We start from the raw sequence: 26,470 nt of genomic DNA on the forward strand, positions 1-26,470 counted from the left end.
GTTAACGCATGGGCCCCCAAAAATTTATAGCAGCCAATACCGCTGAAGCCTTGCAGCTCATCCGAAATGAGATGGGCCCTGACGCCATGGTGCTCTCTACAAAAGACACTAGCCAAGGCGTTGAAATCATTGCCATCACCTCACATGATTTGTCCAATTTATCTGCCCGATCAGAGGTGCTAGATCCTTCATTTGGTGAGGCTGATGCATTTTCAGAGCGCTCGCTTGTACGCTCTGGCTTGCAAGCAAAGTTTGATAATGCAATTGCACGCCGTGCCCCAGAACCAGAGGCAAAAGCAGCTCAGCCTGTTCCCGCAGGCGCATTGCGTCGCAATCCCGCTCGCACAGAAAACAAAGTTGCAAGATCTATTAGAGCACCAGGTGCAGAAGCCTTTCTTCCCACGTCATTTAATAATGCCGAACGTATTGCCAGGGGGGACGTCAATGTCATCAACCCCTCAAATAACGATTCAATCTTTAGCGCTAGCTTAGCGGCCAACACCAGGGCGTCGCAAGAAGTTGCTGCACTCAACGCACTTCGTAGCGCTGCTCAAAGCGCATCGCAAGCCCAGCGTAGCTTTGCACCTAGTAATTTTATAAATCCAACATCATCGATATCTGCAGAACCCTCTGCAACACCCACCCCCGTCACTGCTGCCGCACCCGCTTCAGATAACTCCCCTAAGGTGGAAAAACTATTATCCGAAATCAGCGAAGTGAAGCAACTCTTGCAGTCGCATGTGGCAGGCAGTTTTTGGGGCAATATTCAACAGGGCAATTCTCAAATTACCGAAGTTGTAAAACATTTACTGAATAGCGGCTTCTCGCCTAAGCTTTGCGCCGAAATTTCACAAAACTTGCCTGAAAATCTAAGCTTGGCGCATTTGATTAAAAATGCGCGCGAACAAGTGAAATGCATGATCAAAATTTCGCATGCGTTTGACACCTTTGATCGCGGTGGCGTTTTTGCATTCATTGGCCCAACAGGGGTTGGAAAAACGACTACAGTTGCCAAGGTTGCGGCTCGTTGTGTATTGCGCTATGGCCGCAATCAAGTTGCGCTTCTCACAACCGACACCTATCGTATCGGCGCCCAAGAACAACTCAAGACTTATGCCAAAATTCTAGGGCTATCTGTAACCGCCGTTCGCGATAGTGAAGACTTGGCTGCCAAAATTAAAGATTTCTCTAATCGCAAAATTATTTTGCTCGACACTGCAGGCGTCAGTCAGCGAGATGCTTTAATGGTCGAGCAAGCAAGTCTTTTGGAGCACGGCTCCAGTAAAGCACGTCGCATTTTGGTCATGAGTAGCACGACGGATTTGCGCACGCAAGAGGAAGTCATCAATCTTCACAATCAAGCAATGCAAAATACTAATGGCGAAAAATTGGATTCTGTCATCCTTACCAAGATTGATGAAGCGGCACATCTAGCCCCCGTTATTGATAGCGTGATTCGCCATGATCTATCGGTGCTGTTTGTATCGAATGGCCAACGTGTTCCGGAGGATCTCAGTCAGCCTGACGTCAATTACCTCAGCCATCGTGCAATGGCTATGCGCGCTTTTTCAGAAACTTTCTCGATTACAGACGAGCAAGTGCCCGCATTGCTATCAGATCATTTAGGCGACTGGATTCGCAAAGTGAACCAATGAGCACAGTAATTAATGGTGGCGGCAACGATCAAGCAGCAGGATTGCGAGATATTTTTGGCGCAGAGCTTTGTCAGATCATCTGTATTGCCAGTACATTGGATCCCGATTCAACCATTCATCTAGGGCACGGTACAGCACATAGCATCAAACAGCTAGGACATCGTGTTTTACTGGTAGACGAGGTGCCCCTTGCGGATCGCAAAACGATGTCTGGATTTTTATATCCAGTGCGCTATGACCTCGGCCAAGTCTTTACCAATTCGATTGACCTACCGCGCAGCGTTAAGCAGATTGAAGAGAATCTTTGGTATGCCACCAGCGTCAAGCTACGCCCTGAAATTACCAACCGTTTTGCTAAGCACCCTCCTTTAGATGAGCGCCTGCTGACCCACGAATTCAATATTGATTACGTAATCTTTCCAACCATTGATCCCCAGGCCAATGTGGTGTCTTATCTTGGCAGCAATGTAAAACGTATTCTGGTAACTGCCACTGACCATGCATCTCTCAAAAAAGCCTTAGTGATGGTTCGCCAAATGGCCAGCTTGCAGCTTAACGAGCCCTTTGCCGTTCTCATTGTTGGCGGCGAAGACGAGTCCGCTGGTTTAGCCGCTTTTGAAAGACTGCAATCTGCTTCGGAAACAGCCTTAGAGCAACCACTGGAATCGATCGGCTGGATCAAGTCATTGACTGCCGAGCGCGTTGAAATTGACACTGATGACATGAGCTTAAATCCAGTGCGCAAAGGGGTAAAACAAGAATTTGTTCTGCCGCAGGGATTTTTTAAAGCAATCTCTGCCAAAATAACGGCTTAAACAAATAACGACAATATTATTTAGTGAGCCGTGATTGAAGCCATCGAGTTACTCTGAATCCATAGATATCAATCAGGCCATCAAAGAGCATCTGCCCCTAGTTAAGCGGATTGCTCACCAGATCTGCTCACGCCTACCTCCGAATGTTGAAGTCGATGACTTAATTCAAGAGGGGCTAACGGGCTTATTAGATGCTCTCACCCGCTATGAACCTCAAGCAAATTTAGCTTTTGAAGCCTATGCCAGAACCCGAATTCGTGGCGCTATTTATGATGCTTGCCGTAAAAATGATATCTTGCCACGCAACCAACGTGACGAGCTTGAAGGCTTAGAAAAGATCACCCGTAAACTTGAGCAGCAACTAGGACGCCATCCATCCGAAAAGGAAATTGCTACAACAGCTGAAATGAGCTTAGAGTCTTATTACGCCATCATGGCTAATATGGTTCACCTCATGCCATTGGATGATTTATCCGATGACTTGTTGCCCTCAGATACAGATGCCTCTGATCCCATGCGCGCTGTCGCAATGACTCAACTAGCTGAGCGAATTGCCACCATTCTTGAGGGCCTGCCAGAAAACGAGCAGTTGGTCTTTGCGCTCCATTATCAAGAAGATCTTTCTTACCGGGAGATCGCACAAGTCATGAACATCACCCCTGGACGGATCAGTCAAATCCATACCCAAGGCATGATTCGCATTCGGGCAAAACTGAAAGTCTAGAGGCGCGTTAACTCAGATTTAGTTCACTACAAGCATTTATACAGCCTACGCATATTTTGAATTTTGCCGTACTGGGCTTCAGCAGCATCAAATTCTAGATTGAAATTTCCCTTGTTCGCATGCTGAAACATAATCAACACGCGATGGGCTTGCTCGTGTCCCGCTAAGGTTGCAAGCACTAAATAATAGCAAGCCTTTTTATGGTCCTGAGGAATGTATTCCCCTTTTTCATATAAGCAGCCTAGCGTGTAAGCAGCTTGACGAGAACCTTCCTTAGCGCCCCTTGCTAGGTAGGAGACTGCCTTGGGGGTATCTCGCTTAATACCTTGGGCTTCACCAAGGCCCAGCGCATAAATATTTCCGAGATTGCAATAGGCATCGAGAACCTCTTCTTTAATTGCTTTTTCGTAATACTCAATTGCAGTTTTATAGCTTTGTTTGATTTCGCCCATGCCGCGTTCATGCATGAGCCCTACATTGAAGTGGGCATAACCATTTCCAAGGCTACTATTCGAGTTCACCCAGGCAAATAATTTACTGATTTGCTCTGCATCCAAATGCCCGTCAAAGCACATTTTAGTCAGAGCAAACTGGGCCTCTTGGTCTAAATCATTAGTTGCTAAATCATAGAAAATTTCAAAAGCAGCTTCATATCTACCCTTGTTTAAATTCATTGTCGCTATGTCTAAGCGAGCACTATCCCCATACATACCGACTTCACTCTCTTGAAAAATTGATATCCATTAATACCTTGAGGGTATTACGCTTTTTTGGATAAAACTCCGCCCACTGATCCTGGAACCCCACCATCACTGCCATAGGTTGCACTAGGGGCCTGCTGGGCAATAAAGGATTGCATGGCTACACTGCGTTGCATAGCCAAGCGAATTAAATCACCATTGATTTGATGATTCAAAGAGGCCTCATCCAAAAGTCCCAGCAGAATCTTTTTTTGATCATCAGGAAATTGATTGATATCTTCTTTGAGCTTTTGAGCGCCGCCAGGATAAAAGTTGATGGCGTCTAATGCGGCATTAGTTAAATCAAGAGCAGTAGGCAAGCGCTCCATATCATTTGCTTCTAATGCTTCGCGCAAATTTTGGACAGCGTTTGTAATTTCTTGTAAAAAATGACGCAGACCGTCAAATGAGGTTGACAGGTCTTGATCTGTCATAAATGAGAAAACAGGTAGAAAATCTAGATCTTGGAAAAGCGAGCGCGCTATTTAAGCTTGCTGAGACTTTTGGCCAATGGCTGCCACTACATCTTTGAGCATTGCCTGAGAAATTTTCTTGTAGTCGATCTTAAAGTCGCCTGCTGCTACTTGATTACGCAACTTCTCAATCAAAGCTTCATCAGTTACCTTATTGGCTGCGGTATCGCTTTGCACTTCAGCCAACTTAGCAGTTAGACTGATATCTAAATTTACGGCTGGACCAGCAACAGCATCTGCTACCACTTTATTCGCGCTTGGATTTAAAGCGGTCGAGTTTGAGCCAGAGGTGGCTTTTCCCACTCCTGAGTTTTGCGGAATGACTACTGCATTCTCGTTTACTTTCATCTCATTCTCCCGTTTACTTCGGCTATTTTAACCAGCAAAAACTACGTCTATACCCCTACTTTAATGGAAAAACCAACTTTTTACAGCAAGTTATTCCACATTAACCTTTACTACGCCAGCCCTGATGACTTTACCCTGCAATATCTGCCCATCAGCTATGCGCACCCGTACCATATCACCAAGCATTCCAGCAGTTTGGGCGATTCCCTCTCCAGAAACCTCGAAATCCTTGCCGCCCAATAAAAGCCTTACGGGATCTCCTACCTTTATTACGGTAGATTCCTTTAAATCGTTTAGCCCAATTGGGGCGCCCATTTGCAGGGGTCTACTGAGGATTCGGTCATAGGCTCCTCTTGGGCTGCGAATGACGTCATCAGCCAATAGACTCAAATCACCCTCAACCACTCGAATATCGCCTGGCTCGACCTTTTGACCAAATTGTAAATAACGGCTGGCGACTACATAATCCCCAAAAACGTGGATATTTACAGGTACATTAATCATCCAGGCTGCTTTAGCGCAGCGCAGTTGTAATGTGGTTCTTCCCCAAAGGCGCGAGCCCATGGCGACACCAATCTCAATTGTTCCGCCCAAACACGGTGGCAAAGTGATGTTGGGATCTAAAAGCTCGGGCTCAACTCGCAATCCATTCACGCTAGGGCTTTTTTGGATATAGCGTTTGATCTCTTTCTCGAGATCGGATGGTAGGGCAGCTTGGGCGACTGAACCCACAAAACAGAACAGCAGGACAACTCGAATAAGAAAGTGCATTACCTGGTGTACCGATCTAAAGCAACCCAAGAATAGGCCGTATTGGATCCGTCCAAAGCAATACCTGCCAACCAATAGGGTCGCTCGAGAGTTTTAGGGATATTTTGATGCACGTTCATGTTCTGAACACCCAAGAATTCATGGGCATAGATCACATAGTCTTGGTGACCGACGCGAATATGCACTCTTCTGGCCGGGTGAATGATTTCTCCCAAGGAATCTACTTTGGAGCCTGTGACCCGCTCAATTGCCTCTTCACCAAGATACTGAATAGCTGAAACTGCATAGTGCTCTCCATGGCGAGAAAAATAAGCCATGGGCATTCTTAATAAACTGGAGGGGCATGAGAGGCGCGCACCATTGGCATGGATTTCGATCGCTCCGCCAATTTCAGCCATCATACTTCCAACTGCCAGCAAATGTTCGTTTGATAAGTCCAAGTGGTCTAGATCAATAAAAATCATGAGCTCTTGCTGTACGGCAAAGATGCTGGGACAAGGCGGCAAAATACTCATGATGGTTAAAAGTTGCTGAGCAATATCAGGGTCAGCGTAGACCTCATCGATCAAGAGCTCTTCAGTCAAATTCTCAAAAAGATGTCGCAATGACTGTTGCCCAGCCCTCACGAGATCATCTTGTTCGCGCCCTAGTAAAAAATCAACTTCTACACCACTCCAACCATCTCCTTTACCGACCAAGCTTCTCGCCTTTTGCATGCGATTGAGATTGGTAGCGCGATCAACCATAAACTGTCGGTCTGAATGTCGGTGATGACTTGAGTAATCCAAAGAGCTAGCACGATCAATCGGCTTCACGATATTTTCAGGGATCGCAAACTGCTTAGGATTAGGTGGCGTGAAAACTACAGGAGGAGATTCTTCGCGGGGCACAAACAAGCTTTTCAGCTCACTCATTGTGCGTTCCAGCGTTTGATTCAGCGCCTCTTCTCTAGAAATGGGCTCCTGAGCAGCTTCTATTTTTTGATTCTCTTGTGGCGCCAAGGCAGCCTCGGGTTCGATCACCTGCGGTGGCACTACAGCAGCACTTTTAGGTACATTTAATTTGGAGACCAAATCCGAAGAGAACTCTTGATTAGGGAATTCATCCTCAAATTCTTCCGGGTCGATCTGAGTTTCAGATGACAAAGCACTTACAGAACTAGAGTCTTCGCTCCCCCCAGGTAAGTCTGCCTCCGGCTCGATCGCCATAAGTACAGATTCTTGCAAAATAGGTTCACCTTGTTGGAGTCGCAACAACTGAGCAGCAAAGCCTTCTTTAGCCACGCGTAATTGCTCTGAGCTAAGCTGGGTACTCGCATCATCCGAGGGGTGAATCATGGCAACTTCAGCTTGCGCTAAAGCAATCAAATCATTTATTAAGACAAAAGCCTGGGGGCGTTTAGTTTTAAATTGCTCAACGAGCTCAGTAGCAAAGCCACTTAAGTCCTCCAACCCAGCGCCATCCAATGCATTCGCTAGATCAACGCAATGCATTACCAAGGGTTCAATTTTGACAAGCGTCTCGCCATTCTTAGGCGCAGAAGAAAGCAATCCCTCAATGGCGCGATCAACGTCAATTAGAAATAGGGGTTTTTCTTCGGCCATGTTTGATTTATGCCTTATCCACTATGCGTCCGATTACGCATTCATTTCCTGCTTGAGCCCAACAACCGCTTTACCTAAGCCTTCAAATTCATCTTGCCAGAGCTCAAGATCTCGCATGACTTGATTGGCGTCCATGTTGATTAACTCCACAATTTCTGGAGACACCTGAGGCGTCGTTGACTGTGCTTCAGAAACCTGATCGAAAGTCGATGCAAGAGTACTGCGCATTTTTGAAACTGTTGTCTCAACACGCTCAACCAATAAGTTCAGTTGCTCAGTTTCAATGGCCAACTGTTTACTTGAGTGATTATCCAGAATAGCCAAATACAAACGCACACCCTGCTGCTTAAGTGCAAAGAAGGCATCTTGCAACTGATCAAGAGGGCTGCTTCGACCCGCACTAGAAGAGGCATGATAAGTCTCATCCGACTGTTCAGTGCTGTCGCTGCGCATTTGAGCACTCTTATCTTGCAGTGTTTTAACGGAATGACGCAACTTAGAAGCAATCTGGCCCAGCGTTTTAAGGCGAACATCAATATCACTCACCTTATCTTTCAGGGCTTGACTTAATTCGGCCATTACCGCAGTTGTTTTGGATTCAGGAGCCGGACTCGCCTTCGCTTCAGGCGCAGGCTTCTCAACTGAAGGTTTCAACTCTTCAACAAACTTGGGCGGCTGCTTACCAGGGGCTTTTGCAAGACCTAAATCAATAGAGCCTAATAACTGGTCAGCAGCTGAAGCTACCTTAGAGCTTCGCTGAGCATCAGCAACATTTTGTGTGGCGTTATAGACAGACATTAGTCCGCCAATCCCCGCACCGATCATACCGATCATGCTAAGTAAAGTCAGCCCTAAAAATCCACCGGCCGTCTTAAAGTCCAATAGATCTAGGCTCGGAGAATTCTTTTGGGTGATCACCTGCAGTGCCTCGGGATCAGTTACAAAATCACGTACTGATTGCATATTGGCAGAGTAAATTTTTAACGCTAAAGCGCTCTCCTGAGGTAACTGGGTGTGCCATGGCGACTGATGCACTTTAGGCATTGCCTGGGTCAGACTTAAAGTCGATTTACCTGCTGTTTTTTTACCTGCCTCAATCTCCAGCAATACCTTTTGATCAATAACGGCGCCCAAGGCTTTTTGCAACTCAGCACTAGCCTCTGGACTAGTGATATTTTTTTGCCAAGTCGAGTTTGCTTTTACAAATTCAGTCAAACTTTCAGCGTATTTTCTAGCAGGAGAATCCATGGACAGCTTATCAAGCTCTAATGCCCCTTTTGAATCCAGCAAGCTCTGGGCTGACTTAGCCAAGATCATCAGTCCTCCCAATGGCTTTTCTTGAGTCAACACCAAACTGATTGCCAACTCAACATTTTTTGCGCCCAGCAAGACTTCTTGAACATCAGCAGCCCTGGCCGGTTTTTGCTCAGGCGCAACAGCTTCCTCATCTTTGTTTGAATCTGCATACTTATCGGGCTTTCCAAAAACAATCTTCATAATCTTTGAATCTAGTTTTTGGAAAAAGGCCACTAATGAATTTTCTGATAGCACCGCTAACTCAGGAGCGGGCTCGTTATTGGAGCCTCTGGCAGCTTGTAACTTACTGCCGGATGCACTCAAAGACTTTACAGGGGGCGGCTTGCTAATACCGGTAGTGCCAGTTACACCAGTATTAGCAGTAGAGGCGGCGGCATCAGCCGGCTTCTTAATATCATCCGTCATTGACTTTAAAAGGCGATCGGTTTTCTTTAAGTTGGCAAAGAATTCTGAATCCAGCGCAAAAGTGCCTGTAGTTTGCTTTTGCAAATCTTTTAAAGCGGGAATTAAGCGCAATACTTCAATTTGTGCAATATCAAGGGATTGAAGATAACGACCTTCAGCGACCCAGCTGCGCGCGGATACGTATGCGCCAATACTGGCGAGCATGGCGATGGCAAAAGAAATAGCTGCCAACCATTGCCAAGGCAAGGTTGTACGCCGAAAGACATGGTTCTTATATATTTTGCTCATATTTATCTTGTCTAACTATTAAATTGCAACCCCAATTTACCGACTCTATAAAACTTCAAGTAAATGAAAATCAGATCCGTTGTGTTGCAAAAAAGGAGTCTCCTGAATACCATGGACATAAAAGGGTCCCACGATATTATTAACCCTAAAACCCAAACTTTTATCAGCGCCATCTTTTAAAACAACAACCCATGGCGCACTATCTTGCTTTAATACTTGCTGCCAATGCGCCACATTATCAGGACGTCGTTTATAGCGTAGCAACTGAAAGTGATTACGCAAATAGACTGGCTCCCCCTCATGCACTACCACCCCAGAAATTCGCAAATCTTTCACTGACTGCTCAGATTCAGGGTGCAAAAAAACTGAATGCACTAATGATGTTGGGATAGCATAACGCTCGCCGTTAATTCTCAAGCCCAACCAATACTCTTGGTTATCTAACTGATTCATCTTCTTTTACCCAGCATGCGACGCTGATACCAAAACAAAGCAATGGCAATTGCAAAGATGACTAAGCTACAAATAAAACCAACGACAGCATCACCCATGCTGGAAAGGTATGCAGAGTTGGCATTTTCAATTTTGCGTCTTTGTGAAAAATACGTATCTATATTTTCGAGTACTTTTTTATGTTGCCAGCTTAGTACATCCTTTGCCTGCACCTTTGCTGGTGTGGCGCCACTAGGATCAACCACGCCCTTAGCAATCAGATTCAAACGTTTAGCGTTTTGCATCAAATTATTTGCTGCGTCAGTACGCCAGTCGACAGGAATTGTAGGCAGCATCTCCCGGCGATATTGCTCGGCCCAGCGCTTGGTTTCTGGCTCGCTAAGGTAGATCACCTCAGCGGGAATTAAAAACTTAATACCACTATTAGCCCCGTTAATTTGGGTGCGGCTAGCATTTTTAAGAACAAATGAAAGAGTCTCTTTTTTATTTCTTAACACCTTCAGGGGAACCTCTGCTGATGGCTTTTCATTAAATGCCAAGTAAGAACCCATTACTGACTCGATTTTGACGGAATTGACAAAGAGGATCAGATCTCCCGATCGAAGTCCAGCCTGCTCAGCGGGTGAACCCGCATCGACAGATTCCACTATGGGCGGCGTAATTGTCAAAATGGGAGCTGCACGCTTATTTTCGAATTCAGCAAAGAACTCAAATGCCCTATTGACCGCATCTTCGAGTCTGATCGGAATGATGGCATCCTTAGCCAACTTTGGAATATCGCTTGGCTTTAAACGGCGCTGATTGGCATTACCATTAATACGAAAATCTATCGGCTGTGCATTGGCGTAATCCTCCAGATTAGGCATCTCTACTTTCAGATTTTTCAGATCTGAAGAGGTGCCTGATAAATCACCTGCTGCGCCTAGGAGGGCGAGCAAAGACACAAATAACAAAAATCCAGAAAAGGTTAAGAACCAAAAGTAAATACCTTTTTTTGAGCGAAATAACTGAAAATTTAGCACGTTCTTTTAGTTCTTTTTGGGGTCTAACTTAACTTTACTTGGGATACTTTTACTCCCAGAATGGTTTAAAACAAAACGTTGTTTTAACAACTCTACTTCACGATGTTCCGCCATGAGCTGTACTTCCGTCTTGCGCTTATCCATTAATAATCTACAGCTAGCAATATCATCAATCCATTCGCCTGATTTCATTTCGATAATGGCTGTTTCCAAAATTTCACGTCCATTGGTCTCATTAGCCTTAATGCGCACTACAAATAATCGCACGTCATCAACATCACGCAAAGTAAGCTCAACAAAATAGGTTCTTGCAAACCGATGATTTACTGCGGTAAGTGTGTAAGGATAGTTTTGCAAAGTAAAGTGAATAACAGTCCCGTCATCCAAAGGCATGGGCTCAACCTTCAAGTCAGTAATACCTGCTTGGGCATGCCACTCTAAATCAGTCTGTTGCGCTTCCAAACTCTTCTTTGGAAATGCGCGTGTTTCAAAATAAATCTGGTACACGGTCTCTGGCAGGTGACGTTCAACCGCTAAGTTCTTTAGCACCTCTGCAGTAGAGGTGATACGTAATCTTTCTGCCATTAAATCTAATTTCATATTGGCAATTTTTTGATTGATTACTTCCTCAAGCTGATGGGTCTTTTGAAGACTAGCTACTTCTACGGGCTCAACGGGGCCCAACTTATCCGCTTTAACCTCTTGAACAACCTTACCGTAAAAATCACGAATGAAGAAATATAGCAGAGCAATGAACATGAGCACGCTCACGATCACGATCAATTTTCCCGAGGTCAGATTGGCAAAAAAACTCATCATGAACTTATAGTAAGGGAAGTAGATAAAAAGACAAATTCATTTTTACTCATGCCAAGAGGCCCCCAAATACCAGCGATTCAAACGGCCCTGAACTCGTGCATTCTCAATAGCACTTCGGGTACTTTCAAACTCTTTAAGAGCAAGCTTCTTAGGCTCAAAAAGCTCGCATCCTGCGCGTACACGATCAATATCAGCGCCTGGACGAACATTCTTAATAATGAGATCAATCGTTGTGGAACGTGATCGTAAGCGCTCAAAATAACCAGAGTGCCAATAACGCCCGACTTCAACCTCTGTCGCGCCCAAACGCAAATCAAGCAAAATACCATGATCAGAGATGTCGATCACTTTAGTAAGGAGTTCTTGGCCAGCACCCAAACATAAAACGAAATTCAAATCCTCATCGGCTGGCCCAAGGGTTCTAAATTCCTTGCGTCGCTGAATAAGTATTAAATCGGCAGGTAATGGGCAAGTCAAATTGCCATCTTCGTTTAATCGAATACCCGTAGCCATGAATTGCATCTTGCCACTCTCGCCACAAAGAACCAAAATACGCTGCCCGCCAATCAAGCCAGTGAAACCACCTTCGGGCTTGATCTCAGGCTTCATGATCAACAATCCTTGACGAACCTCTATAAGACTTACAGGAATAGCTCTATCGGCACCATCCAAAGCATATAAACCAGCGAGCGGACTTTTGTTAATCATCTCTCGCTCAATCGTTTTAGCAATCATGCGTGACTCAACATGAAACTTGGGCTCGATCTTATTAAGAGCCTCAGGCGGGAAAATATTAAATTTCATAAACGTTAATTAAGTTAGGTACCGCAAATTTGGGATTTAATGATTGCTAATGCCGTATCTTCAGGCACCGGATCATCATTCAACTCAAAGCCAGTATCTGTTTGTAAATTGGGCTTACCCATCGCGTTGGGCTCAGCATAATTTATAGTGGCTAAGGTTGAGTAAGTGTTTCGCACGCAGTTAAATAAAACGTTGCGTCGTATCGATTGAATGCGCTCAGGAGCAGCTTTTTCTTCAGCTTTGCGATTAGTGAGAATCCAAACTTTTTTCCAGTCTGGAGGTAGATTCTTAATAGAGCTTTTGTAATAGGAAATTACGTAACGTTTCCCATCGACTACAGTCACTAGATCTTCGTTGGCCTGAGCCATAGCCACACTAATTCCCAGTGTGGCTGCAAAGATGCTTAAAGTGATAGTCTGAAAGGAACGGCCCATACGTCTTAACCCACATAAATGGCTAATTATACGGACATCCTAGGGATAAAGAGGTCTTTTAAGGCCCCAAACGAAGCCATACCCAAGGACCGGGGAGCAACTCCCATAACACTCTTGCAATTAGCAAGTAGGTTATGGTTTAAGGGGTTTTTGGTTCGCCTAAATTTACTTCCTCAACACTTAAAGGAACATTCTCCCCATCAACAACATGTTTAACCCAGTAGCGAGCGGCTGCAATATTGGTTGTGTAAAAAGCAATCTTGTTACTTTTTTCAATCGTATAAAAGCGTTCGCCACGAATACGGTGCTCTGAAATGACAGGATTTTCCATAATGTGAAATCTCAATTTGAAGTAGCAGGATAACTTATTACGGCTAAAAGCAGGGGCTCGATTAACTCATTTATCGACTGCACCCACAAATACACTGCATAAATGATCTTAACATCTTAATTTACATAGATATTTTATTTATCCCTAGGTAGAATAATCCATGCTGGGATAAATACAATTTATGGGGTTTTCCGCCAAATCTACGTATAAATAGGATTTTTATGTTAGTAATTGCTTACTTATATAACGTTTTTTTATCCAAAAATTACTTTTTTGATTAATGCTTTAAATCAGCGCGACCATCTGAAATAGCAGTCTTTGGACTATTACACTCGATCACATGTACAAACCCACTTCAAAGCTGACGAATGAATCTTAAAAAACATGGCCATCTCACTTAACACTAGAGTCAGCCAGCAGGTCAGCCTTACCCCCCAACTGCAACAGTCAATCAAACTATTGCAACTATCCAATAATGAGTTAGAGCAAGAGTTGGCAAAGGCAGCCGAGGACAATCCGCTGCTGGAGTTTGAGCCCAACCCCGAAATGGAGTCAAACCTAACTCCATCCAGTGCCCAGATGGACGGCACCCAAAACCACTGGTCCAATAATCGGGTCTCGCAAGATGATGACGAAGATTGGGGGGAGCGTTATGAGCGAGTTGCCCATAAGCAAACCTTATTGGAATACCTAGAGGAACAAATCCACTTACTCAACATCAGCCCAGAAGAGCAAAGCCTGTTAGCCTACTTGGCTGGTTGTTTAGATGAACGCGGATACCTGCTAGATGATCTAGAAACTATTCAAGTGGATCTAGGCACCCAATCACCCGAGATAAATTCAAAAAAGGTTATGGAAGTAGCGCTAGAAAAGCTGCAATCATTAGACCCCCCAGGCATTGGCGCAAATTGTCTTGCGCAATGCCTATCGCTGCAAATAGACCGGGTTTTACTAAACCCACCACCAGATAAAGCTAATTGGGAACTTGCAAAATTGATTGTGACCAAACACTTGAGCATGGTGGGCACAAGAGATTGGCAAAAACTCAGAAAAGTCTGCGGGAAATCTGAGGCAGAAATACTAAAAGCAGTAGCTCATATTCGAGGCTTACAACATAATCCCGGAGCCCAATTTGAGCTTGAGAGCGATCAATGGGTTCTTCCTGATGTGATGGTGAAGTTAAAACGAGGTCGCTGGGTAGTCGAATCGAATCCAAACGCTAAGCCCCGCATTTCTTTGAATAATGAATACACCAGAATTCTGAAAGAGCATGGTCAAAAAAAGATTGATGGGCCCCTAAAGCAAAAGATGCTGGAGGCAAGTTGGTTGGTCAAAAATATTGCCCAAAGAGAAGAAACCATACTGAAGGTGGCGCATGAAATCGTTCTAAGACAACAACAGTTTTTTAGCATGGGGGCCGTTGGCATGAAACCATTGGTCCTAAGAGAAATTGCGGAGGCAGTCGAAATGCACGAATCGACTATCTCACGCGTAACCACTCAAAAATACCTCGCTTGCCAATTGGGGATTTTTGAGTTCAAACACTTTTTTAGCAGCCAATTAAGCTCTGAAAAAGGGGGGGCTATTTCCTCCACTGCAATTCAAGCACTGATTAAAAAAATAGTTGAAGAAGAGTCTCCCAAAAAACCCATCTCCGATACGAAAATTACCGAACTCTTAAGCGAGCAAGGCTACATCGTTGCAAGGCGAACAGTCGCTAAATATCGAGATATGTTACGCATTCCACCGGTACATTTACGCAAAACCTAATTCTATTAAGCGGCAAATTGAATTTGCTTTTTACCCTGGCGTTTAGCCATGTACATTACGCGATCTGAACTGTCAAATAAAATTGGCTCGCAGATAATTGAAAATTAGTGGCAAATAATTTTCTTAACAAGCGACTCAATGCTGTCAGGCTCGACATCCATTACATTAGTCTTATTTTTTTGCAAATAGACTTCGTTTAAGTTTCTAGTCTTTGTATCAAATAGCATATAAGAGACACGGTAATAAAAGTAGTTATTCTCTTTGCAGTCTTGCGCGCCACTAATACTAAATAAATTAAAAGATTTCCCGTTTGGCGCTAACTGATCTCCATTAAAGTGGGCTGAAACTGTATACCAAACGAATGGCTCTTCCGCCTTCCCCCAACCAGATAACAAGTAAATTGTCGACTGCGAATTTTTGATTAAGATAATGTCTTTCTCATTGTCCGATTTGCCTTCGACCTTTTTACTATTCACCTTCGGGTGGGCGCCTTCATGATCTGACTTAGCATGAACACCGGTCATCATGGCGAAAATGCATAAGGCAAAAAATACAAAAAGGCTGAGCTTTAAGTTGGCTTTAAAAGTAGCGCCCATCACTTTGCAGTCTCCACGGTTTGAGCGCCTACCCATTTTTCAAATACAGCCGGCACCGGTTTTCCCTCTGTTAAACCGTAATAGATTGGCTTGCCATTATCCAAGATAACAGCAAGAAACTCGCTTGTACTTGGGTCTACAAGAAATCCTGCTTTTAATTCGGCGCATGCCTGCTTTTTACAGCCCGAACCTAAAACTTGACTACCCGAAAATACGATGGGTGCACTTTCCCCCAAGGCCTCCTGAAATGCAGAATAGTCTTCGCCTAGCAAGTAAGAAAATATAAATCCTTTATTGCCCCCCTTAACAAAATCCAGTGAAGGGCTGCCAATAAACAAAGGTAAGGACATAGTCAGATCCCTACTTAACACTTCATACTTTTGCTTTTGCTCTCTTTTAAAGTTTGCGACCTTGGTATTTTTATCCACATCAACTTTATATTCCCAAAGCTTGAGACCTGCATAAAGCAGAATCAATAAAATCAAAATAAATACTATCGCCCGGAAAACTTTCTTCAATAAGCCATTCACTTTAGAAATCATCTTAGGAGGTTTTTTATCCATGCAATTAGCGTTATATTAATTCGTGTGGGCAGAGCAGAAAGGTCATTAAAAGGTGTCCTGACACTATAAAGCAATTCGTTTCCCTTTGGAAAGTCCCCTAGATGGACCATTTATGAATCCGCCAGGACAGCGCAGTCAATATTGAGAACCTATAGTGCAAGACGGATGAAAAGACATTGAATTATCATATCCAGTCATAGGATTTGTAATAATCAACTGCAAAGATATTAATGACTACAGGCCTGCAATAATTTTCCGAAGCATTGCAACCTTTAATTTGGAGTTTTAATGGGCAATCTAGATGACGCAATTAAAGAGCTGAGAGAAATAAGTGCTCACTTGGCTGAAATAAGCGCCAATTTGCAACAAAGGGATCGCAAATCCGACGAAAGCCTTAACGTTATCAGAAAAGATCTCTGGAATATTAAGAATATTGTTGCCGATGAAAACATTCAAAACAAAATTGTGCAAAAAGGGGTAGAAAGAGCAATGGCTAAGGCTGCAGGCTACCTGACAGTTTTCGGGCTAATGCTTTATCTCATTGGTAAATTCTTACTTTGAGCCGCATAACTAACTTAAAAACCATCAGCAAATGAGGGCAATGACTTTGATTGCCCCCCCCGCCCTACTGGATCAATTTCGCGCCCTGTACCACCACAACATATCTCACCGCCCCAAAGATTCGGCTAAATACTGACTGCCGCCCCAACTCGTTAATGATTTGATATGTGATTACATAGTTGCCCTGACTCGTCATTAAATTGACGGAGCAGGACCGATTGGCATCACCTTGGCTAATTTGATTAAAGCGGTCAAAAGCCAATGTCTGGGAATGATTGATCAGGGATTCATTGCTTCTCAAATTCTCATTAAGCAATATTTGAATCTCCTCATCTTTACACTTGGGTAGATCTCTAAAGTGATAGGTGTAAATCAAAGAAAAAATACCGACCGTCGCTACAAACAAGATAAGAAGTAGTTGGGGTATTTTATTTCTTGGAGAATTTTCCTCTAAGGCTTCTTTGAGATGATGAATTTGACTCTCAGGTGAGGTATCCATCCCTTATATCGCCCTCATGGCTAGAAGCCTTCTGCCTTGGAGATTGGCAACACATTGCTTTCGACTTCACCCTCAACATTTTTAGGGTCTGATGCTAAATCCGATACCTCTGATAGTAAGCACTTTAGGTTACCGTTCACTTTTGCGTCGGGATGCACATTAATCTGCGAATAAGTAATATCTCCATGAACTATTGCTCCGGGATAAACTTCAACGCGACCCTTGGCGTAAACGGATCCCTCAATGCGCCCAATAATAATTGCGTGGGCACTATGAATATCGCCCTCGAGATAACCCGTTCTACCAATGACTGCTGTATAGCCTTCCTTGGCTCCTGAAGACTCTTCATCTTGATGTATGTCACCGCTTAATTGGCCCAGTAAAAGCATATTGCCGCGGTGGGTAAAGTTTCCTTTAATAGAGGATCCCGCCCCAACTGTAGTTGCATAGGTCAACTGAGTGTCGGCCATCGGGCCTTTTTTAGAAAACTCAAACATTTGGTGTCTCCAATGATGCTAACGCTTAGGGCGTTTGTTGTGGACTGACTTCTACCAACTTAATTTGGCTCGCCCCAGACTTAAGCGATCTTACTCGCCAACCTTGATAATACATTTCGACGTTATCCAAATCTTGGCTCAGGATCGTAAATGGTGCAACCCCTTTAAAAGCTTGGGCCGTATTAGCCTCTAAGTTAGCAACCACTTGCTTTCCAAGCCCATCCGTAACACAAATGGTTTGCTTTACTAAAGTTTTAATATTGACTGTATCGCCTGCTTTTGATGGATTAGGCGATTGATAACTGGCCAACTGGTCTTCTTTGACGTATGGGCATTGACCCTGCGGCGCAACTGAGGCTGCCTGCTCCACTGGCTTTGCAGGCTCTGGATTGTTGGCAGCCGGATTGACCTGCTCTTCCTTGTAATCCAGATTTACTGCCTCTACCGCCTCAGTTTGCAGGGCCGCCGGCTTTGCAACCCCCTTGTTAATCAAGGCCAAAACTACATCTGAGATCCCAGAACCACTATTAATGCCAAAGAGCAGCCCTAAAAGCAATACCGCCACGAGAATAGCTGGAGCAGCTCTAAATCTTTTCGCAATATGCAATCCATTTAGATCAAGCCCCTTTGCGATGGGAGGCCCCTCCATAAGCTCCTCAGCGCTCTTTTTGATATCGACTGCTGGTACAGGAGGAGGAATATGCAGCAGGGATTTATCAATTGCATCAGGCAACTCTGGATCTGTGGTCTCGGCGGTCGCCAGATCATCACTTGGAAGAACCTTCTGAAGCAAAAAATCGGATTGGGTGAGGCCCAAATAAGCCCCCACACGCTTGGCAGCTGCCAACTTCAGCTCAAAACTATAGAAAGAGGTCATACCCCCTTCCTCTAGCTCCAGAATCATTTTTGAGGAGAGGCAGCACTTTGTAGCCAATTCCGCCCGATCCAGCCCCTTGCCTTCGCGTGCGCTCTTAAGTTCAGCGCCAATAATGTCTGGCAAACGGCCTGGATTCATGGAAAATATCCTGTAACTACATCAATTAATACGTAAATATATAATAAAAAGGACTAAAGGGCGCATATTTAATTCAATATGGCGTTTAGCCTTTAAAATAGCTCTATTAGGTTAGGGCAACTATCTCAATGAGTAAATCAGCCTTTAGGTGATAAACCCATTGACTAGCAATTCAAGCGCCAACAATTAATCAACCCAAGGTATGGTCAGATGCAGTTAATTTGGATCTCAGGCTCCACATCTACTATGAAGCAAATCAAAATTACTAGAAGTTCAGTAATTAAGATTACCCTTCTCTCCATCAGCATATTCATATTAATTGGTATTGGGATCCATTTTTTAGGATTTCGGATAGCGATCAGGTTTAGCCCTGAAATGACCAAGGAGATGGGCGGAGTCATTACCAGAAAAGAATTGGATGAAATTGAATCTATTTACCGCCAAAAGCTACAAATCCTGCAACAGCAATTGCCGGCAATTGAATCAAAAATAGCAACCCTAGGTACCCTCAAGGACCAATTTTCTGAGTTGGCCACCCCTAATTTGAATAGAAATAAGCCACCACCTCAAGAAAAGTAGACGCAACATAATTGCGTGTAATACTAATAAATCGAATTCGAATTAAACCTGCAATACTGCTATATGATCTTATTCAACAAATTAACCAGGAAAAAACATGGCTGATAACAACCCAAAAGGCTCACTATTTGTAGGTGAAGGTGTCATCGTTAAAGGAACATTTGAGGTTCCAGAGATGGCTGTAGTAGCAGGATTGGTTGAGGGCGAACTCAATACTAAAGAGGTGCTAGTAGATACATCTGGCATCGTCAACGGCAGAATTAATGCTGAAGTAGTAGAAATCCGCGGCGAAGTGACCCAAGGTCTTCATGTAACTAATCACCTTAACATTCGTTCCAGCGCAAAAATTACAGGCCTTACTCAATATGCTGAGATGAGCGTAGAAAAAGGTGCCAAGTTGAGCGGAGAATTACGAGTGATTGATCCAGTCACACCATCATCACATTACCAATCGAGCTCTTCGTATATTCCAAACAAAGACAGCGACGACGCTGAATAAGCCAATCAACCCCACTTAGCAAAATGCTTCGGTGGGGTTGCTGACTATTCCCCTAGAGCCTCTACCATAGAGATCATCTGGAAATAAGCGGGGGGTGTGCTGTAAAACTCTGAGTTTTCAAAAGCGCTAATACTTGTTTTATCAATAGCCTTAAATATTTCAGAATCAAACTGAATTCCTTTGGGCGTTTCATCTAATACATAAGACTCATCAGCTAGCTTGGAAATAATCTTCACAACAGCTGCTCTGCCATCTTCGATTCTCACAATCCAAATATCAACAAATCCTGTGGCATCTCGAAAAAGTGTCCAACGACCCCAAGTCACGTCATCATTTTGAATATAAGAATCCTGCTCTAATACCTTTAAGACACTGCCGCTATACCGAAAGCTAGAGCTTAAAGACTCATCGATATCACTTAAAAAATAATGGATCTTTGTATCATCATCAAACTTTGCCAAATTGAGCGTGGCCAAAGCAGAATCATAGATTCCAAGATATTTTAGAAACTTATCCACCCTAGTCTCAGGCGGCAAACTATGGGCGGTATTTTTAGCAGTCTCTTCTTGAGTCTGGGCATTAGTCCAGGCAGCATCTGCTTGATTCTTAATACCGGAAAAAAGCCCGAAGGATTCGTGGCTAATACCATATTTATTAAACCAAAATTTTTCTAATTCTAAACACGCTTGAGACATTTGTGTTCTCAGCAGATCATCTTTAGGATAAGAATCGATCTTTGAAAATAGCAGGTCTGCTAAGCGACTTTCAGACCCATCAGCACGCGTACTTTTAGCATGCCAAAAACTTTCGAAACTATCGTATTGAAAACGAGAACAATAAAATCCAATAATAGAGGCATCAAATAATGCCTGCTCCATGAACTGGGGTGCGCTTCTCGAATTAAATAAACTCATATGTCTTATGCAAAATTAATGAAAATGCCCTCTTGCTACTGAACATATTTAGGTACTTTTTATTTTTGCCCAGTTTGCTTGAAAGATTGCTGAAGAATCTACCATACCCTCGGGCTCTTCTCCGTTTCGAGAAATCATTAAGCCATTTAACTTAGCCCCATGTTCAATTCCTAACTGGCCATAGGTAATATCACCTTTGACTTCTGCGCCCTCGTGCAACTCTACACGCTCAACGGCATATATGTTGCCCTCGATTTTTCCAGCCACCAACACTCTATAGGCATAAATATCACCCTGGACGAATCCAGTTTGTCCCAGTGCAATACTGACGCATTTACCTTGACGAGCTTCAATATTGCCGATAACGCGACCATCAATGCGAAGACTCTCATCGGCCACCAATCTTCCATGGACCTCTGTAGCTGGACCAACAATAGTCTCAAAAGACTCCATTGTTGGCTTCAGAAACCGAATCGATTGTGATTTTTTAAAAATCATTGCCTAACCCTTTTCAACCCTTGAAGTGGTTGCTTAAAACCGCATCAAGAAACGTCCCGTTTTATCGCCCCGATCATCAAAATTGGGCATTTTTTCTACAAATTTTTAGTAGGGGATGTATGGTAACAAACAAATGAAAAAATACAAACTAGGGTCTTTTAAACGGTCTGCCAATGGGTATTCCCGTGATAACCTCAAAGCGCTTGTGGAGCAACTGACAAGTCACCTTCAGTTTTGTAAGCTATACGGATTGCCAAAACTTTTTGCAATCCCCCCCCGATCAAACCAAGTCTATAGGGAGGACAGGAAGTTTTCGATTATTTATCCATTTTCAAGAGGAAAGTTGCCCTCTGAATAAGATTGATGAACCGGCTCGTTATCATTATGGGCAAACAAACTGGTTGAGAACAATGTCAAAGCTAAACATACGCCAAAAATGTAATTTGATCTTCATAAGCCTCCTTTTTGTTACAGAAAGATCTTAGAGTAGGGCCAAAATACCTGCACACCCTTAGGCCTACAACCTGAAGAGCCATAAAAGACAAAACCCCCACCATTTCTGATGAGGGTTTGCTTTTCTGGTGGGCCCACCAGGACTTGAACCTGGGACCAAAGGATTATGAGTCCTCTGCTCTAACCAACTGAGCTATAGGCCCGTTAGTCTTGGATCAATCTTCTTCGAGGAAGGTCTTGAGTTTATCGCTACGGCTTGGATGACGCATCTTACGGAGAGCCTTGGCTTCAATCTGACGAATACGCTCACGAGTAACGTCAAACTGTTTACCAACCTCTTCGAGGGTGTGATCAGTGCTCATCTCAACACCGAAGCGCATACGTAATACTTTTGCTTCACGTGGTGTCAATGAATCGAGAACGTCTTTCACTACATCACGCATAGAGTCATGCAATGCTGCTTCAGCTGGAGCCAAGGTGTTACCGTCTTCAATGAAGTCACCCAAATGAGAATCTTCATCGTCACCAATTGGTGTCTCCATGGAGATAGGCTCTTTAGCAATCTTCATGATCTTGCGAATCTTGTCTTCAGGAATCTCCATCTTCAATGCCAAGGTTGCAGCATCTGGCTCATGACCAGTTTCTTGCAAAATTTGACGGCTGATACGGTTCATCTTGTTGATCGTCTCAATCATGTGAACTGGGATACGGATCGTACGTGCCTGATCAGCAATCGAACGAGTAATCGCCTGACGAATCCACCATGTTGCATAAGTAGAGAACTTATAACCACGGCGGTATTCAAACTTGTCCACCGCTTTCATCAAACCGATATTACCTTCTTGAATCAAATCCAAGAACTGCAAGCCACGGTTGGTGTATTTCTTAGCAATCGAGATCACCAAACGTAAGTTGGCTACAGTCATCTCACGCTTTGCTTCGCGGGCACGTTTCTCGCCAGCGATCATCTGCTTGTTTACTTCTTTTAATTCTGGAAGTGGAATAACCACATTCTTCTGAATATCAATTAATTTTTGTTGCAATTCTTGAATTGCTGGAACGTTACGTTGCAAGAGTGCGCTGTATGGCTTGCTCTCTTTGAGTAACTTCTCAGTCCAAGTCAAATTCATGGACATCTTAGGGAAGTCTTTTAATACTTCACCACGATTAACGCCCACTTTGTCTACCAACAAGCTCACAATGCCTCGCTCAAGCTTCCATACTTGGTCTACTTGTGAGCGCATGGTGTCGCATAACTTCTCAACACTCTTCGCTGTTAAGCGGAAACCAAGCAACTCAGCACGAATTGCATCTTGCGCCTTCACGTATGCTGGACAGTTGTAACCATCCTTATCAAATGCACGGCGCATCTTGTCAGCTTGTGTACGAACGATTGCAAACTTCTCTAAAGAGATTTGCTTTAATTCTTCCAATTGCTTAGCGTTTGCTGTTGCAGCACCACCGCCGCCACCGCCAGCATCATCCTCTTCACCCTCTTCACCTTCTTCAGCTTCCGGATCAACCTCTGGCTCTTCAGGTCCAAGCTTGATATCTTCTGCGTTTGGATCAACCAATCCATCCACAAACTGATCAATCTCCATCTCGCCACTAGCGATCTTGTCAACGTTACTTAGAATTTCGGCAATCGTGACAGGACAAGCGGCCAAAGCCATCACCATGTCTTTGAGGCCAGCTTCGATCTTCTTCGCAATAACAATCTCGCCTTCGCGAGTCAACAAGTCAACCGTACCCATTTCACGCATATACATACGTACTGGATCAGTGGTGCGTCCGAATTCTGAATCAACTGTAGATAAAGCTGCTTCCGCTTCTTCTTCAGCTTCTTCTTCAGATGCAGCAGCTGAAGCGTTGTCAGACAAAATTAATGTTTCAGCATCAGGAGCTTGTTCGTAAACAGTAATACCGATGTCATTGAGCAAGCTGATCAAAGTTTCTAATGCATCAGCATCAGACAATTCGTCAGACATCACGTCATTCATCTCGCCATGGGTTAAGTAACCCTTAGACATACCCATCTTGATCAACGTCTTCAAGCGCGCACGACGTAATTCTTGCTGCTCTTCAGTGCCCAACTGTTGTGCTGCGAATTCTTTTAAGAGCGCTTTCTCTTTAGCTTTACGCTCACGGGCCTTTTGACGATCAGTCAATACTGGTTCTGCATTGTCTGCAGGAGCATCCGCTTTAGCTTTACGGCCGCGCCTCTTTTCTTCCTCAACAACAGGAACTTCAAGCTCAGCATCCTTAGATTTTTTACCCTTAGTTTCTTTTGCTTCTTTAATTTGCTCAGCCTTAGGCGCAGGCGCAGCTTTACCTTTTTTTACTGGCTCAACTTTGACTTCTACTTTTGCAGCTTTTGCAGGAACTTTTGCAACTGGCTTAGCAGGAACTTTTACTGGTGCTTTTGCAACTGGCTTAGCAGCAGACTTCACTGACTTAACTGGAGTCTTTACTTTAGGTGCTGGCTTGGCAGCGGCCTTCACTGGTTTAGCGGGTGCCTTAGCGACAACTTTTGCTTTCGGAGCAGGTTTTGCTGGAGCTTTAGCTTTTGGAGCTGGCTTTGCAGCAGCTTTTACTGGTTTAGCTGGAGTCTTAGCGACAACCTTTGCTTTCGGAGCAGGTTTTGCTGGAGCTTTAGCTTTTGGAGCTGGCTTTGCAGCAGCTTTTACTGGTTTAGCTGGAGTCTTTGCCTTAGCTGCAGGTTTTACGGCTGCCTTTGCTGGCTTAGCTGGAGCTTTTGCTTTTGGAGCTGGTTTTTTGGTCTTGGTGTTTGGCATTTATTAGCACTTACTCACATTACTGTTGTTGATATCGACTGATGAAACGCAGCCCCGGTAGTAACTCACTTTTTACTTACTCACTCACTTACCCCAAATTTCATCAAAATAAAGCGCAAGTGGCTGAATTAAATCGGTTTTTTCTTGGGAACAGAGGATTATAGTCGATTGCGACTTTTTGGACCCCGTTCTCCCTAAAAATATGGGGTAATTTCAGGGGATTTCTAGGGGTGTTTTCTGAAATTCTTAGGAGAATTTCAGCTTTTCGCCCAATTCCCGATATCGGGCTCGATCTTGCTCGGTAGCAGTGCTTCCAGCAATCTTTTGGGCAATTTCCGTCATTTCTTGCTTGAGGTGGGTTAATTCCAGCTTTTTGAAAGCCCCGTCCAAGTCTGCAGCAGCGCCGTCGAGCTCCAGATCAGAACCCATCACTCGATTTCTGAGAACCTCATAAAGCGGAGCCAATTCACTACGAGATAGTTGGTCTTGAAACATCGCAAATGCTCCAGCACCTGCAGTAGCCGGTTTATTGCCCTCACCCGGAATTAACTCAACCAAGTCGCACTGCGCCAAAAGATCTTTCATCAAAGCATAGGCTTTTTCAGATCTCTGCTCGGCAGCTTTCAGCGCGAGTGCGCGCTTATTCTCGTCAAGCGCCTTTCCTAAATGCGGAAACTGAATAATCACACGCAACATTTGCTCAGCCAAATCTGTTGGCGCTTTTGGAGGCTCGATGTTTTGACTCGCAACGCGTTTTGCCGATCCCTTGGATGCTTGCCAAGGTGCGCCTTGACGATTGCCGTTACCTGAAAATGTACTCTGATTATTTTGACCGCCTTGACTGCTAGCAGTTCTTGCTTGAATTGGCTGATAAGTGGTTTGACGCACAGGCGCAGGCGCAACTGTTAAACCACAAAATGCTTCAAGTTCTGCTGGAGTGGTATTCGTACGAATGGCCAACTCACGCAAGATTTGTGTGCGCAACGCAATTGGCGGCATAGAAAGTAAAAGAGGTTTAGCAGCATGATGCGTATGGGCCCTACCCTCCGGGGTAGTTAGCTCATGATCTTCGCTTGCCACCTTAAAGAAGAAGCTCGATATAGACATGGCCTCTTTAATAACCTTCTCGAACGCTGGCGCTCCATAAGCACGTACATAACTATCTGGGTCATGCTCTGTCGGCAAGAACAAGAAACGAATTTCCTTATCGTCCGACATCAAAGGCAAGCAAGCTTCAAGCGCTCGCTGCGCAGCTCGCTGTCCAGCAGAGTCGCCATCAAATGAGAAAACCACCTTATCAGTTTGACGCAGCAGCATGCGCACATGGTTGGCCGTACAAGCTGTACCTAAGGTGGCTACTGCATTTGGAAATCCCAGTTGCGCTAGCGCCACCACATCCATATAACCTTCGCAAACAAGAACATATTCTTGTACACGAATCGCTTGTCTTGCTTCAAACAAACCGTAGAGGGTATTACCTTTTGAGAAGAGTGGCGTCTCAGGAGAATTTAAATACTTAGGCTCACCTTGATCCAGGATCCGTCCACCAAAACCAATCGTTTGCCCTTTAGGATTGCGAATCGGAAACATGATGCGATCGCGGAAACGGTCATAGCGCTTTACATTCCCGCCTTCAGATTGCTCACCTTGAATTAGTAGGCCACCCTCCAACAAAGTCTTGGCCACCTCTTCATTGGAATAAGTTCCAAAGACCGCTTCTAGGCCTTGCCAGCCATCAGGTGCATATCCAAGGGCATAACGTTTGGCAATCTCGCCCGTAAGACCTCGACCTTTGAGGTACTCAACTGCTCGTGTATTGCCCTTGAGTTGTTGACGATACCAATCTGCAGCAGAGCTCATGACTTCACTCAGTGCCATGGCTTGCTGCTGTCTTGCTACATCATTTGCGGTTCGTTCTTCACGAGGCACATCCAAACCTGCCGAACGCGCCAAGTCTTCAATGGCATCTACGTAGCCAAGACCAGAGTACTCCATGAGGAAACTAATGGCAGAGCCATGCGCTCCACAACCAAAGCAGTGATAGAACTGTTTAGTGGGTGATACTGAAAACGAAGGAGACTTCTCTGAATGAAAGGGGCACAAACCTTGAAAGTTCGCGCCCGCTTTTTTTAACTTTACTTGCTGCCCAACCACATCAACGATGTCTACCCGATTTAAAAGATCGGCAATAAAGGATTGTGGGATGAGTGCCATAAGGCGAGTATGAA

General features: G+C 44.3%; 28 protein-coding genes and 1 tRNA gene. 7 read left to right on the forward strand and 22 right to left on the reverse strand.

Annotated features, from left to right (window positions below; all coding sequences use genetic code 11):
• Nucleotides 1-8: 8 nt before the first annotated feature.
• The 3 genes from flhF to ICW03_RS08980 are packed head-to-tail and all read left to right on the forward strand — an operon-like array spanning nucleotide 9 to nucleotide 3,194.
• The gene (gene flhF / locus ICW03_RS08970; RefSeq protein ID WP_215347484.1) at nucleotides 9-1,655 is read left to right on the forward strand and encodes a flagellar biosynthesis protein FlhF; all 1,647 of its coding nucleotides are present in this window, start codon (nucleotides 9-11) and stop codon (nucleotides 1,653-1,655) included.
• Nucleotides 1,652-2,470 (forward strand): hypothetical protein, encoded by an 819-nt coding sequence (locus ICW03_RS08975; RefSeq protein ID WP_215347486.1) that lies wholly within the window; start codon nucleotides 1,652-1,654, stop codon nucleotides 2,468-2,470. The genes flhF and ICW03_RS08975 overlap by 4 nt, the downstream gene beginning before the upstream one ends.
• 34 nt (nucleotides 2,471-2,504) lie before the next feature.
• On the forward strand, nucleotides 2,505-3,194 hold the full coding sequence (locus ICW03_RS08980) for a FliA/WhiG family RNA polymerase sigma factor (RefSeq protein ID WP_215347488.1): 690 nt from the start codon (nucleotides 2,505-2,507) through the stop codon (nucleotides 3,192-3,194).
• A 26-nt stretch (nucleotides 3,195-3,220) separates the two neighbouring features.
• On the opposite strand, the gene ICW03_RS08985 is transcribed toward ICW03_RS08980, so the two are convergent.
• The 12 genes from ICW03_RS08985 to ICW03_RS09040 form a co-directional block, all read right to left on the reverse strand.
• The gene (locus ICW03_RS08985) at nucleotides 3,221-3,868 is read right to left on the reverse strand and encodes a tetratricopeptide repeat protein (RefSeq protein WP_215347490.1); all 648 of its coding nucleotides are present in this window, start codon (nucleotides 3,866-3,868) and stop codon (nucleotides 3,221-3,223) included.
• 86 nt (nucleotides 3,869-3,954) lie between these two features.
• On the reverse strand, nucleotides 3,955-4,368 hold the full coding sequence (locus ICW03_RS08990) for a hypothetical protein (protein WP_215347492.1): 414 nt from the start codon (nucleotides 4,366-4,368) through the stop codon (nucleotides 3,955-3,957).
• Nucleotides 4,369-4,419: 51 nt separating this feature from the next.
• On the reverse strand, nucleotides 4,420-4,755 hold the full coding sequence (locus ICW03_RS08995; RefSeq protein WP_215347494.1) for a flagellar biosynthesis anti-sigma factor FlgM: 336 nt from the start codon (nucleotides 4,753-4,755) through the stop codon (nucleotides 4,420-4,422).
• Between the two features lie 90 nt (nucleotides 4,756-4,845).
• A complete protein-coding gene (gene flgA / locus ICW03_RS09000) occupies nucleotides 4,846-5,526 on the reverse strand; it encodes a flagellar basal body P-ring formation chaperone FlgA (RefSeq protein WP_215347496.1) in 681 nt (226 codons plus the stop codon).
• Complete coding sequence (locus ICW03_RS09005; RefSeq protein ID WP_215347498.1) at nucleotides 5,526-7,130, reverse strand: hypothetical protein; 1,605 nt, start codon at nucleotides 7,128-7,130, stop codon at nucleotides 5,526-5,528. Before ICW03_RS09005 ends, flgA begins: the two co-directional genes overlap by 1 nt.
• A 33-nt stretch (nucleotides 7,131-7,163) precedes the next feature.
• Nucleotides 7,164-9,140: a hypothetical protein gene (locus ICW03_RS09010; protein WP_215347500.1), complete on the reverse strand. Its 1,977-nt coding sequence runs from the start codon at nucleotides 9,138-9,140 to the stop codon at nucleotides 7,164-7,166.
• Nucleotides 9,141-9,185: 45 nt separating this feature from the next.
• On the reverse strand, nucleotides 9,186-9,593 hold the full coding sequence (locus ICW03_RS09015) for a chemotaxis protein CheW (protein WP_215347501.1): 408 nt from the start codon (nucleotides 9,591-9,593) through the stop codon (nucleotides 9,186-9,188).
• Entirely contained in the window at nucleotides 9,590-10,531 is a 942-nt protein-coding gene (locus ICW03_RS09020) for a PDZ domain-containing protein (protein ID WP_215347503.1), read from the reverse strand. The genes ICW03_RS09015 and ICW03_RS09020 overlap by 4 nt, the downstream gene beginning before the upstream one ends.
• Nucleotides 10,532-10,621: 90 nt before the next feature.
• Entirely contained in the window at nucleotides 10,622-11,434 is an 813-nt protein-coding gene (locus tag ICW03_RS09025; protein WP_215347505.1) for a hypothetical protein, read from the reverse strand.
• A gap of 42 nt (nucleotides 11,435-11,476) precedes the next feature.
• Nucleotides 11,477-12,238: a hypothetical protein gene (locus ICW03_RS09030; protein ID WP_215347507.1), complete on the reverse strand. Its 762-nt coding sequence runs from the start codon at nucleotides 12,236-12,238 to the stop codon at nucleotides 11,477-11,479.
• A gap of 14 nt (nucleotides 12,239-12,252) precedes the next feature.
• Nucleotides 12,253-12,672, reverse strand: a complete 420-nt coding sequence (locus ICW03_RS09035; protein ID WP_215347509.1) for a surface-adhesin E family protein — start codon at nucleotides 12,670-12,672, stop codon at nucleotides 12,253-12,255.
• A 139-nt stretch (nucleotides 12,673-12,811) separates the two neighbouring features.
• The gene (locus ICW03_RS09040) at nucleotides 12,812-13,003 is read right to left on the reverse strand and encodes a hypothetical protein (RefSeq protein WP_215347511.1); all 192 of its coding nucleotides are present in this window, start codon (nucleotides 13,001-13,003) and stop codon (nucleotides 12,812-12,814) included.
• Nucleotides 13,004-13,387: 384 nt separating this feature from the next.
• Between ICW03_RS09040 and rpoN the strand changes: the two genes are divergently transcribed.
• Nucleotides 13,388-14,773, forward strand: coding sequence for an RNA polymerase factor sigma-54 (gene rpoN / locus ICW03_RS09045; protein WP_215347512.1), 1,386 nt, complete (start codon nucleotides 13,388-13,390; stop codon nucleotides 14,771-14,773).
• 104 nt (nucleotides 14,774-14,877) lie between these two features.
• Here rpoN and ICW03_RS09050 read toward each other — a convergent pair whose 3' ends face one another.
• Together ICW03_RS09050 and ICW03_RS09055 are read right to left on the reverse strand one after the other, a co-directional pair.
• On the reverse strand, nucleotides 14,878-15,300 hold the full coding sequence (locus ICW03_RS09050) for a hypothetical protein (RefSeq protein ID WP_215347514.1): 423 nt from the start codon (nucleotides 15,298-15,300) through the stop codon (nucleotides 14,878-14,880).
• Nucleotides 15,301-15,368: 68 nt separating this feature from the next.
• On the reverse strand, nucleotides 15,369-15,932 hold the full coding sequence (locus ICW03_RS09055) for a hypothetical protein (protein WP_215347516.1): 564 nt from the start codon (nucleotides 15,930-15,932) through the stop codon (nucleotides 15,369-15,371).
• A 288-nt stretch (nucleotides 15,933-16,220) separates the two neighbouring features.
• On the opposite strand from ICW03_RS09055, the gene ICW03_RS09060 reads away from it, so the two are divergent.
• Nucleotides 16,221-16,493, forward strand: coding sequence for a hypothetical protein (locus ICW03_RS09060; RefSeq protein ID WP_215347517.1), 273 nt, complete (start codon nucleotides 16,221-16,223; stop codon nucleotides 16,491-16,493).
• Between the two features lie 64 nt (nucleotides 16,494-16,557).
• Here ICW03_RS09060 and ICW03_RS09065 read toward each other — a convergent pair whose 3' ends face one another.
• Genes ICW03_RS09065 through ICW03_RS09075 form a run of 3 tightly spaced genes read right to left on the reverse strand, consistent with a single transcriptional unit; the run spans nucleotide 16,558 to nucleotide 18,504 of the window.
• Nucleotides 16,558-16,992, reverse strand: coding sequence for a hypothetical protein (locus tag ICW03_RS09065; RefSeq protein ID WP_215347519.1), 435 nt, complete (start codon nucleotides 16,990-16,992; stop codon nucleotides 16,558-16,560).
• 20 nt (nucleotides 16,993-17,012) lie between these two features.
• Nucleotides 17,013-17,489, reverse strand: a complete 477-nt coding sequence (locus tag ICW03_RS09070) for a polymer-forming cytoskeletal protein (RefSeq protein WP_215347521.1) — start codon at nucleotides 17,487-17,489, stop codon at nucleotides 17,013-17,015.
• 25 nt (nucleotides 17,490-17,514) lie between these two features.
• Nucleotides 17,515-18,504 carry a helix-turn-helix domain-containing protein gene (locus tag ICW03_RS09075; RefSeq protein WP_215347523.1) on the reverse strand — a complete coding sequence of 330 codons (990 nt, stop codon included), beginning with the start codon at nucleotides 18,502-18,504 and terminating at the stop codon, nucleotides 17,515-17,517.
• Between the two features lie 246 nt (nucleotides 18,505-18,750).
• Here ICW03_RS09075 and ICW03_RS09080 point away from each other — a divergent pair, with 246 nt between their 5' ends.
• Nucleotides 18,751-19,083 carry a hypothetical protein gene (locus ICW03_RS09080; RefSeq protein ID WP_215347525.1) on the forward strand — a complete coding sequence of 111 codons (333 nt, stop codon included), beginning with the start codon at nucleotides 18,751-18,753 and terminating at the stop codon, nucleotides 19,081-19,083.
• A 97-nt stretch (nucleotides 19,084-19,180) separates the two neighbouring features.
• Nucleotides 19,181-19,582 (forward strand): polymer-forming cytoskeletal protein, encoded by a 402-nt coding sequence (locus ICW03_RS09085; protein ID WP_215347527.1) that lies wholly within the window; start codon nucleotides 19,181-19,183, stop codon nucleotides 19,580-19,582.
• A 44-nt stretch (nucleotides 19,583-19,626) separates the two neighbouring features.
• Here the strand turns inward: ICW03_RS09085 and ICW03_RS09090 are convergent, their stop codons facing one another.
• From ICW03_RS09090 to dnaG, 5 genes are all read right to left on the reverse strand, one after another.
• Nucleotides 19,627-20,496 (reverse strand): hypothetical protein, encoded by an 870-nt coding sequence (locus ICW03_RS09090; protein ID WP_215347529.1) that lies wholly within the window; start codon nucleotides 20,494-20,496, stop codon nucleotides 19,627-19,629.
• Between the two features lie 48 nt (nucleotides 20,497-20,544).
• Nucleotides 20,545-20,994, reverse strand: a complete 450-nt coding sequence (locus ICW03_RS09095) for a polymer-forming cytoskeletal protein (RefSeq protein ID WP_215347531.1) — start codon at nucleotides 20,992-20,994, stop codon at nucleotides 20,545-20,547.
• 579 nt (nucleotides 20,995-21,573) lie between these two features.
• Nucleotides 21,574-21,650 (reverse strand) — tRNA-Ile (locus tag ICW03_RS09100).
• Between the two features lie 12 nt (nucleotides 21,651-21,662).
• Nucleotides 21,663-24,242 (reverse strand): RNA polymerase sigma factor RpoD, encoded by a 2,580-nt coding sequence (gene rpoD, locus ICW03_RS09105; protein ID WP_215347533.1) that lies wholly within the window; start codon nucleotides 24,240-24,242, stop codon nucleotides 21,663-21,665.
• A gap of 246 nt (nucleotides 24,243-24,488) precedes the next feature.
• Nucleotides 24,489-26,456, reverse strand: coding sequence for a DNA primase (dnaG, locus tag ICW03_RS09110; RefSeq protein ID WP_215347535.1), 1,968 nt, complete (start codon nucleotides 26,454-26,456; stop codon nucleotides 24,489-24,491).
• Between the last annotated feature and the right edge of the window lie 14 nt (nucleotides 26,457-26,470).

This window comes from Polynucleobacter sp. MWH-Aus1W21, assembly GCF_018687275.1.
In the GTDB taxonomy this organism is placed as follows: domain Bacteria; phylum Pseudomonadota; class Gammaproteobacteria; order Burkholderiales; family Burkholderiaceae; genus Polynucleobacter.